The 9616-nt window shown below is 73.4% G+C and carries 8 protein-coding genes and 1 pseudogene; 2 read left to right on the top strand and 7 right to left on the bottom strand.

Annotated elements, in window-relative coordinates; translation table 11 throughout:
* The 3 genes from HY68_RS27250 to HY68_RS27240 all read right to left on the bottom strand — a co-directional run.
* Positions 1 to 971: wax ester/triacylglycerol synthase domain-containing protein (locus HY68_RS27250; protein ID WP_241778796.1), on the bottom strand; the 971-nt coding region annotated here is incomplete at its 3' end.
* 164 nt (positions 972 to 1135) lie between these two features.
* Positions 1136 to 3223, bottom strand: a complete 2088-nt coding sequence (locus HY68_RS27245; RefSeq protein WP_041993621.1) for a SpoIIE family protein phosphatase — start codon at positions 3221 to 3223, stop codon at positions 1136 to 1138.
* A gap of 55 nt (positions 3224 to 3278) precedes the next feature.
* Positions 3279 to 4322, bottom strand: a complete 1044-nt coding sequence (locus HY68_RS27240; RefSeq protein ID WP_052457192.1) for a DUF6777 domain-containing protein — start codon at positions 4320 to 4322, stop codon at positions 3279 to 3281.
* A gap of 203 nt (positions 4323 to 4525) precedes the next feature.
* On the opposite strand from HY68_RS27240, the gene HY68_RS27235 reads away from it, so the two are divergent.
* Together HY68_RS27235 and HY68_RS27230 are read left to right on the top strand one after the other, a co-directional pair.
* Positions 4526 to 5371, top strand: a complete 846-nt coding sequence (locus HY68_RS27235; protein WP_041993616.1) for a YndJ family protein — start codon at positions 4526 to 4528, stop codon at positions 5369 to 5371.
* A complete protein-coding gene (locus tag HY68_RS27230; RefSeq protein WP_041993614.1) occupies positions 5368 to 5898 on the top strand; it encodes a DUF1990 domain-containing protein in 531 nt (176 codons plus the stop codon). Before HY68_RS27235 ends, HY68_RS27230 begins: the two co-directional genes overlap by 4 nt.
* Before the next feature lie 13 nt (positions 5899 to 5911).
* Here HY68_RS27230 and efeB read toward each other — a convergent pair whose 3' ends face one another.
* From efeB to HY68_RS45540, 4 genes and pseudogenes are all read right to left on the bottom strand, one after another.
* Complete coding sequence (gene efeB / locus HY68_RS27225; RefSeq protein ID WP_041993612.1) at positions 5912 to 7195, bottom strand: iron uptake transporter deferrochelatase/peroxidase subunit; 1284 nt, start codon at positions 7193 to 7195, stop codon at positions 5912 to 5914.
* Positions 7192 to 8439 (bottom strand): EfeM/EfeO family lipoprotein, encoded by a 1248-nt coding sequence (locus HY68_RS27220; RefSeq protein ID WP_241778694.1) that lies wholly within the window; start codon positions 8437 to 8439, stop codon positions 7192 to 7194. Before HY68_RS27220 ends, efeB begins: the two co-directional genes overlap by 4 nt.
* Before the next feature lie 152 nt (positions 8440 to 8591).
* Positions 8592 to 8762: a hypothetical protein gene (locus tag HY68_RS44115; protein WP_198533350.1), complete on the bottom strand. Its 171-nt coding sequence runs from the start codon at positions 8760 to 8762 to the stop codon at positions 8592 to 8594.
* Between the two features lie 242 nt (positions 8763 to 9004).
* Positions 9005 to 9616: pseudogene (locus tag HY68_RS45540) on the bottom strand (short-chain dehydrogenase); the annotation flags it as partial.

Here is a 9616-nt window from a genome sequence, read left to right as displayed (position 1 = left end):
TGCCCGGCGAGTACGGCGACGGCGCCCGCGCCGCGCGAGGGGCCCTCGGCCTTGTTGCGCTCCATCTCCCTGCGCACGGCGCGCAGCCGGGCCAGCGGGTCGGCCTCGGTGACGGGCAGTCCCAGCAGATAAGCGGAGAGGCTGTTGGCCGAGCCCGCCGGGCTGCCGGGGCGGCGCCGGGAGACCGGCACCAGGGCGCGCGGCGGCGCCGTGGGCAGCAGTTCGCCCCGGCCGAGCATCCAGCGCCGCAGCGCCCCCGCCACGGTCGCCAGCAGGACGTCGTTGGCGCTGCCTCCCGCCGCTCTGCGCACGCGCCGCACATCGTCCAGGTCCAGCACGGCGGTGCCGAGCTGCCGGGTGCCGCTGGACCCGGCGGTGAGCGCGGAGACGCCGTACGGGTCGAACCTGCCCGCCCGTACGACGGAGGCGCCGATCCCGACAGCCCTGCCCAGGTCGGTGAAGCGCTCCCTGGCCAGCGCAGCGACCCTGCCGGGCCCCGGCAGCCAGGACCGGGGCGGCACGGGCCGCGCGCGCCGTACTCCGGCCGTCCGCACGTCGGCGATCTGGTCGAAGATCCCGGCGCCGATGGCGACGGCCCGCATCCCGTCGGCGAGCGCGTGGTGCAGCTTGACCAGCACGGCGAAGGGCCGCTCGGTCTCGCGGTCGCCCGGCGGCGTCAGCACGTACATCTCCCAGGGCGGCACCCCGCGCTCCAGCGGCCGTTCCATCAGCTCGCCGGCGAGCCGGGTCACCTCGGTGGCGAAGTCGCCCTCCGGCAGGGTCAGCGGCCGTACGTGCCGGGTGACGTCGAACTCCCGGTCCACGGCCCAGGCGGCGGCGCCCACCGGGAGCAGCACGTCGCGTACCCGCATCCGCAGCCGGGGGACGGCCGCGGCGCGCGCGGCGAGCAGGTCGCGCACGGTGGCCGCGCCCGGTCCCGGCTCGAACAGCGCGAGTGCGCCGAGGTGCATGGGGTGCTCGGCGGATTCGAGGTGCCAGAAGGCCAGGTCAAGCGGGGTCAGCCGCTCGGCGATCGGATCGCCGGCCGGGTCGGCGCCGCGCGCCGGGTCCGGCCCCGCCGTCGGTGCCGCGGTCGTGATCGGTTCTGCGATCGGTTCGGTGGTCAGGTCGGCGGTCAAGAAGTTCCCCATGTCCTGGAAGGTCGGTGCGGAACGGCGAATTCGCACCACACGCATTTGCCGCTGCCGCGGGACTCCACACCCCATGCGTCGGCCAGCCCGTCCACGAGCATGAGCCCGCGGCCCGAGACTCCCGAGTCGGTGGCCTCGCGCCGGCGCGGCAGCACGCTCGACCGGTCCTCGACCTCGACCCGCAGCCGCCGCTCGGAGTTGGTGAGCACGCGTACGGTCACGACGGCGCCGCCGTCGGTGTGCATCAGCGCGTTGGTGATCAGCTCGTCCGCGGTCAGTTCGATCTCGTCCGAGCGCTCCCTGGCGGCCCAGGCGCCCACCGCCGCCCTGATCATCTGCCGGGCCGACCTGAGCGCCTCCGGGTCGTTCTGGGCGACGTGCTGCTGGAGCCTGCCTCCGGTCTCCGGCGTGTAGGCGCCCCTGCGGCGCAGCAGCAGTACGGCGACGTCGTCCTCGCCGCCGCGCTCCTCCACCAGGTCGCAGAGCTGGTCGGCCAGTACCTGGAGGTCGTGCGGCCCGTCGCGGACGAGCGCGGCGAGCAGCTGCATGCCGTCGTCGAGGTCGGCGCCCGGCTGCTCCACGAGTCCGTCGGTGTACAGCAGCATGGTCTGGCCCGGGTCGAGTTCGAGGGTCTTGACCGGGTAGTCGAGCTGGCCGAAGAGGGCCGAGAGGCCCAGCGGCATCCCGCCGGGCACCGGGAGGCGGCGGCAGCTGCCGTCGGTGTCGCGCAGCAGCGGGTCGACGTGTCCCGCCCTGACGAGCTGGACCACGCCGGTCGTCAGGTCGGCCTCCGCGTAGGTGCAGGTGGCGAAGCGGTCGGTGTCGAGTTCGTGCAGGAAGACCGAGGCGCGCGCCATCACGGTGGCGGGCGGGTGCCCCTCCGCCGCGTACGCGCGCAGCACGATACGCAGCTGGCCCATGACGGCGGCGGCGTGGGTGTCGTGGCCCTGGACGTCGCCGATGACGGCGCCGATCCGGCCGCCGGGCAGCGGGATCACGTCGTACCAGTCACCGCCGATGTCCCTGCCGAGCCGGGCCGAGCGGTAGCGGACCGCGATCTGGGCGCCGGGCACCGCGGGGATCCGGCGCGGCAGCATGGCCTGCTGGAGCCCCTCGGCGAGGTCGTGCTCCTGCTCGAAGAGCATGGCGCGCTGGAGGCTCTGGGCGATGCTGCTGCCGAGGGCCACGAGCAGGTTGCGGTCCTCGGCGTTGAAGCCGTTCTTGTCGCCGTAGAGCAGCCCGAGCGCCCCGATGGGGCGGCCCTGGGCGATCAGCGGGAGGTAGGCGGCGGCCGTGATACCCAGATCGCTGATGTGCGGCCACAGCACCGGGTAGTAGGCGGCGAATTCCTCGGCCGACTCGATGAAGCGCGGGCTGAGCGTGCGCACGGCCTCGCTCATCGGGTACTGGTCGTCGATCCGGGTGATCCGGGTGCCGGGCACGAACGAGCCCTCCGGGCCCTCGGCGACGAGATGGATGCGGCCCGACTCCAGCAGCCCCATGACCAGGCTGGTGGCGCCGAGGTGTTCCAGGCCGTGCGACTCGGTCAGTACGTCGATGACGTCCCGCACGGTCCGCGCGTGGGCCAGCGCGGCGGTGGTGCTCTCGACGACGCTGGTCTGTACCCGGCGGACCGCGTCGAGTTCGAGCCGCGCCGTGGAGTCGGCCAGCTCCTGGGCGGCGTCCCTGACGATGCCGATGACGCGGTGCGGCCGGTTGTCGGCGTCGCGCCTGATGCAGCCCTGGGTGTGGGCCCAGTGCAGCGAGCCGTCCCGGTGCCTGATCCGCATGTAGGAGCCGTACGCCTCGCTGCCGTCCTTCAGCGCCTGCTTCACGACACCGGCGAGCCGGCCGGCCTCCTCGGCCGACACCCGCACGGCGAGTCCGCCGGGCGTGCCGTCGAATTCGTCGGGACGCAGGTCGAAGACCTCGAGGGCCGGCCCGTCCAGATGCATCAGTTCTCTGTCGAGGTCCCAGTCGAAGGTGCCCATGCGGTTGAGCGACAGGCTCAGGTCCGGGTGGGCGGGCCAGTCGTCGGGGAGCGACAGGGGACCTGCTGCCCGATCAACCATGGGGACACTCTGTCATCATTTGTCGGAATCTTCGAGTGGTCGCGGCGGCGGTCGGTCAGCCCTGGAACGTGACGGAGGTGGCCGAGTCCCCGTCCGGCTGGGGCGCGTCCGGCATCGGCGGCAGATCGCCGTCGGGGCCCGGTGGGGTGTCCTGGTCGGAGGGGCCGGGCGGGATGTCGGGCGTGACGACGTCGCCGGACGGGTCGGAGGGGGCTTCCGTGGACGGCTCCACCGGGGACGGTACCGGGGGCTCGGCGGGCGAGGGGGTGGCAGGCGCTTCGCCCGACGGCTCGGGCTCGGGCGGCTTCACGGCGCCCGGGTCGGTGATGTCGGCGCCGGGCGCGTACGGCGGCCGTTCGACGGGCGGGCCGTCCTGGTCGCCGTCGCTGCCGACCGGCCGCTGGAGCCAGGTGTCGTTCAGCGCGTTGACGACGACGAGGCTGGTGAGGGTCCGCGGGGCGCGGGTGATGACGACGACCCGCTCGGGCCGGTAGCCGGACCAGGGCTTGCCCCGGTGTGTCACGCCGCCCTGCATGGCGACGGCGGGCCGCAGCGGGTTTCCGCAGGCGCAGCGCACCCTGGGCAGCCCGTGGTCGTCCACCAGGACGGCGGTGCCCGCCTGGAGCACGGACTGGAAGGAGGTGGCGGAGCCGCTGTGGTAGCCGTGGCTGGTCACCCGGGTGTCGGCGCGCAGGGTCACCGGGGTGAGTCCGCGCAGGAACGAGGGGACCGAGGCGTCGCCGATGGCGGCGCCCTGGGCGAAGGCGCGGGCCTTGCGGTGGTCCTCGGTGAGGAAGCGGACCTGGCGCTCCACGTCGCAGCTGGACTTGGCTTCGGTGCCGCCGTAGAGCCCCGGCGTGGAGCCGGGGAGCGAGCGGGCGGCGCGGGAGGCCGCGTCGGGGTCGGTGCGGGCACCCGTCGAGGGCTTGGCGGTCGGCGTGGCGCCCTTGGGCAGCCGCACGGCGGTGGATCCGGTGAACGGGTCGGGTCCGCGCGGGGCGACCGGCTGCAGGAAGAGTTCCTTGGCGTCCGACGCGTCCTGGCCGCTGACGTCACCGCCGCAGCCTGCGGTGATCACGATGCCCACGGACAGTGCCACGAGCGTGGCATACCGACGACGGATGGGTGAACGCACCAGATTCTCCCGTTTCTTCCTCCGGATATGTCTTCTCATATCTGCCGGATCGTCAGCGCGCCCGCAAGCCGGACCGGATCGGCCGCCGGCCGGTCTTGAACGTGTTCAAGTTGAGGCATAAGCTCGTCCGAGGAATTGAACACGTTCAAGACCAGGGGTGGTGGGGGATGTCCGTGCTGGTCAGCCTGGTGGTGATGGTCGGCATGCTGGTGATAGTGCCGCTGGGGCTACGGCTCGTCGAACCGCCCGGCAGGCCCGGCGGCGGCCGGTCATCCGGTCTCCCGGCGCTACGCCGCCTGTGGCCGGTGCCCGCCGCGCTGGGCGCCGTGGCGCTGTGGCTGCCGCGCGGTCCCGCGGCCGGACTGCTCGCCAGCTGCTACGGGCTCGCCACCGTCGCCCTGGCGCTCCAGGCGCCCGTACGGCTCGCCAGGACCCGCTCCCTGGCACCGGCCGAGATCGCCGTACTGACCGCGCTGGTGACCCCGGCCGTCGCCGGGACCGCGCTGGTCGCCGTGTGCTGGGGGCGTCCGCTGTTCGGCTTCGGGCCTTCGGTGCTCGCCCTGACGGTCGCGCACTTCCACTTCGCCGGATTCGCCGCCGCACTGGTCGCGAGCCTGGCCGGCCGGGTCGCTCCCGGACGGGCGGGCCGGTTCGCCGCGCTCAGCGTGCCGTCCGGCACCCTGCTGGTGCTCGTCGGCTTCTTCACCGGCGACTGGACCGAACTGGCCGGCGCCGTCGTCCTGACGGCGGGGATGTGGACCGTGGCGCTGCTGACCTGGCGGGAGCTGCGGTCCCGCGCGCCCGACCGGCTCACCGGCGCGCTGCTCGCGGTCTCCGCCTGCGTCCTGGTGGCGACCATGCTGCTCGCACTGAGCTGGGCCCTGGGCGAGGCCACCGGCATCGCCCACCCGGACCTGAGCTGGATGGCGGCGACCCATGGCGTCGGCAACGCACTCGGTTTCGCGCTCTGTTCGATCCTGGCCCTGCGACGACTCAAGGAGAGCACCGTATGAACACCCCCGTGACCGGCGGCCCGAGCCCCTTCAGCTACCCCGAGGTCGGCGCCACCCGGCTCGGGCCGCTCCCCGACGGCTACCACCATCTGCACCGCACCGTCAGGATCGGCAGGGGCCGCGCGGTCTTCGAGGCGGCGGGAGCCGCCGTGACGACCTGGCGGATGCACCGGGGCTCCGGCGCCCGGATTCGGGCCGACCGCGCCTGGGCCGAGCAGGGCACGGCGGTCGAAGTCTCCGTCGGGGTGGGGCCGCTGCGGCTGCGTGCCCCCTGCGAGGTCGTCTGGGCCCTCTACGAGAAGGACCGCACGGGCTTCGGCTACGGCACGCTCGCCGGGCATCCGGAGCGCGGCGAGGAGTCGTTCGTCGTCGACCTGCGCGACGACGGCTCGGTGTGGTTCACCGTCATGGCCTTCAGCCGGGCGAGCCGCTGGTACACCCGGGCGGGCGGACCCGTGGTGCCGGTGCTGCAGCGGTGGTACGCGGGGCACCTCGGGCGGACCCTGCGCCGGCTCGCGGCGGCCTGAGCCGACCGGCCGGTCAGGCCAGCAGGGTGCGGCCCAGCCAGTCGGACTCACCGCGCACACCGGGCAGCGCGTAGAAGTACCCGCCGCCGTACGGCTTGATGTAATCCACCAGGGGCTCCCCCGCGAGTTTCTTCTGGACGGCGGCGAACTGCCGGTCGAGGTCCTGCTGGAAGCAGCAGAACACCAGGCCGGTGTCGAGGTCGCCGTTGTCCCGTACTCCCCGGTCGTAGTTGTAGCCGCGGCGCAGCAGCCGGGTGCCGGCCGTGCCGGGGGTACGGGGGTTGGCCAGCCGGATGTGCGAGTCCAGCGGGATGCTGTTGCCCTGCGGGTCCTTGGCGTACTGCGGGGTGTCCTTCTCGTGCCGGCCGTCCAGCGGGGCGCCGGTGTCCCGGGCCCGGCCCATCATCCGCTCCTGCTCGTGGAGGGAGACCCGGTCCCAGAACTCGACCAGCATCCGGATCAGCCGGACCACCTGGTAGCTGCCGCCGACCGCCCAGTCCGGTTCGCCGGCGCCCGCGCCGACCCAGATGAGCTGGTCCATCAACCGGGGGTCGTGCGGGTCGGGGTTGGCGGTGCCGTCCTTGAACCCCAGCAGGTTGCGCGGGGTGCCCGAGGGGCGCGGCGGTGAGACGAAGCCCGCCATCCGCCAGCGGATCTGCATACCGCCCCGGGTGTGCCGGGCGATGTCGCGCAGCGCGTGCGTCACCGTGTCGGGGCTGTCGGCGCACAGTTGCAGCATCAGGTCGCCGTGGCACCAGGCGTCTTCGAGGTCGTCGTCGGGGAAGACGTCCATCGCGCGCAGCCTGCGCGGCTTGCGGGGGCCGAGCCCGTACCTGCCGTCGAAGAGCGACGCGCCGACCGCGAGAGTGCCGGTCAGTCCGTCGGCGGGTACGACGGGGCCGAGGACGCCCGAGTCGGGCAGCGGGGCCGAGATGCCCACGGGCTCGGGGACCCCGCCGGCCGTCAGGAAGTGCAGCCGTTCGCTGACCGTGCGCAGCAGCTCAGCGAGGTCGGCGCGGCTGCGGGCGGTGACGTCGAAGGACGTGAAGACGGCGTGCCGCTGGAGCGGGGTCAGGATGCCCGCCTGGTGGACGCCGTGGAAGGGCACCACCCGGTCGGCGGGGGCGGCGTCCGGACCCGGCGAGCCCTGACCGTCGTCGGTCGCGCGGGCGACGGCTCCCATGCCGCCCGCTCCCACAGCCGCGCCTGCGGCGCCCGCCACCGCGGCGCGGCGCAGGAAGGACCGCCGCCCCACGCCGGCGCCGTGTCCCTGGGCGGGGATGCCGTCGCCGGTCATGAGGTCCTCCGAATGTCGAAGATGACGGCCACCGGGGCCAGTTGCTCGGCCAGGTCGCCGAAGTCGGCGTTGATCCGCTCGCGTTCGGCGCGGGTGAGACTGTCCGGCGCGCGCCAGCCGCCGTGCTTCTCCAGGGCGTCCAGATCCTGCCGTGCGACGGCCAACTTGCGGTCGAGCAGCGGGAGCTGGGGGTCGCGGGAGGCCAGCAGCGGGCGCAGCACCTTCAGCAGCTCGACCGTGCCGTCGAGGCCCGCGCGCGCCGTGGCCAGTGAGGTGCCGCTGCCGAAGTCGGACCGTCCGGTGAGGTCGGCCTGGATGCTGTCCTCGGTGATCTCGTGGGCGCGCAGACCGGTGTCGAGCGGGTCCATCCGGGTGTCGGCCCACTCGGTGCGCAGCGCCCTGATGTCCTTGGCGAGCTGATCGGCGGGGCCGCGCAGGCTCTTCGCCGGCTCGCCGTGCCACAGCCCGTACTCCACCCGGTGGAAGCCGGTGAAGTCCTTGTCGTGGACGCCGCCCGGCAGTCCCGCGTCCGTGCCGTCCACGGCGGCGCCCAGGTCGCCGAAGGCTCCGTAGGCGCCGCCGAGCCGGGTGAAGGCCAGATGGGCGGGGAGCCAGGCGGTACGGGCGGCGGCCAGGTCTCCGTCGTCGACGGCCGCCCGCAGGGTGTCGATCTCGCGCACCACGGCACCGAAGCCGCCGGAGACCCACTTCTGGTAGGCCAGCGTCGGCGGGATGACGTCGTGCTGGTTGACGGGCTGCACGGCGGGGCCGCCCTTGGCGGCGCCCTCGCTGATCCGTACGGCGCGCCCGGTGACGGCGTCGGCGTCCTCCACCAGGCAGCGGAAGGCGTAACTGCCCCGGCCGAGCGACACCTCGATGGGCCGGGTGGTGCCGGGGGCGAGCCCGTCGACCTCGCCGAGCAGCGCGCCCGAACCGTCCGTCAGATAGACCTCGGCCGCTTCGGTCGCGCCGTTGTGCACGTCGAAGACCTGGAGGCCGGTGACGGGCTTGCGCCAGCCCTCTCCGCAGCGGTCGGCCGACGAGGAGGCCTCGACGGCGGTGTGCGGCAGACCGTCGGCCAGGTTCACCGTGGACGCCGCCGGCCGCGAATCGCCTCCGCCGAGCGTGAGGGCCACGGCGCCCGCCACGACGGCCACCACCGCGAGGGCGACGAGGAGGACCAGGCCCCGCCCGCGCCGCGACGGCTCAGCGGGCCGGCTGGAAGAGATGCGGGGAATGTACACGGATCTGGATGCTAGTTCCGGGGGTCGGGATCGCGGCGGACGTTCGGTGAAGTTCGCCGGAAATTCAGGTGTCCTGACGGCGGAACGCCCCGTACCGCTTTCGCCGGTACGGGGCGCCGTCACATCGGCCGGACGGGGGCCGGCCCGGTGAATCAGTCGATGCCGGGGAGGATGTGCGGCTCGGCGAGGTCGTCCTCGTAACCGGCCAGCCTGATCGGGGCCGACCTGGCCCACACCTCGAGATTGCCGATCTTCTCGGGCCTGCGGGCCCGTTCGGCGGATTCCGGCGGTCGCTGCTCGTGCTTCGTCAGATCTGGTGTCACCGCGCACTCCTCTGCGTCGCGCAACTTTCTGGGACAGGACAGTTCCGTCGCGGTGGCGCCGTTACTCGGACGGGACCGTGGCCTTGGTAGTGGGCCTGTCCCGCGAGCGTCCGCGGGGATGGTGGATCCCCTGTTGGCCGTCTCTTCGCCCCAGATTAACCAGATGAGCGCCCGCCCGCTCTATAGGGATCGCATTCGAGTGATGATTCAGGCCACTCGGCGGTCACCTTTTGACGGGTCGGTCACCATTTGGCGGGTGCGTAGTCCTTGAGGAAGAGGCCGTAGAGGTCCTCGCCGCTCTCGCCGCGCACGATCGGGTCGTACACCCGCGCCGCGCCGTCGATCAGGTCGAGCGGGGCGTGGAAGCCCTCGTCGGCGAGGCGCATCTTGTCCGGGTGCGGGCGCTCGTCGGTGATCCAGCCGGTGTCGACGGCGGTCATCAGGATGTTGTCCGTCTCGAACATCTCCTGCGCGCTCGTGCGGGTGAGCATGTTCAGCGCGGCCTTGGCCATGTTGGTGTGCGGGTGCCCCGCGCCCTTGTAGCCGCGGCTGAACACGCCCTCCATCGCGGACACGTTGACCACGTAGGCACGCCCGGCGGCGGCCGCCGCCATGGCCGGGCGCAGCCGGCTGATCAGGATGAAGGGCGCCGTGGAGTTGCAGAGCTGCACTTCGAGCAGTTCGACGGCGTCGACGTCGGAGACCGTCTGGACCCAGCTGTTGGTGTGGTGCAGGTCGGGTACGAGCCCGCCGGCGTCGATGGCGGTGCCCGCCTCGATCCTGGCGAGGGTGGCGGAGCCGCCGACCAGGGCGAGCCCCGTGACGTCGGCGGCGCCGAGCGCTTCGGCGCCCGC

It is taken from the genome of Streptomyces sp. AcH 505 (assembly GCF_000818175.1).
GTDB lineage: Bacteria > Actinomycetota > Actinomycetes > Streptomycetales > Streptomycetaceae > Streptomyces.
Note: the sequence above shows the minus strand (reverse complement) of the source record. Positions and strands in the feature narration are given on the sequence as shown.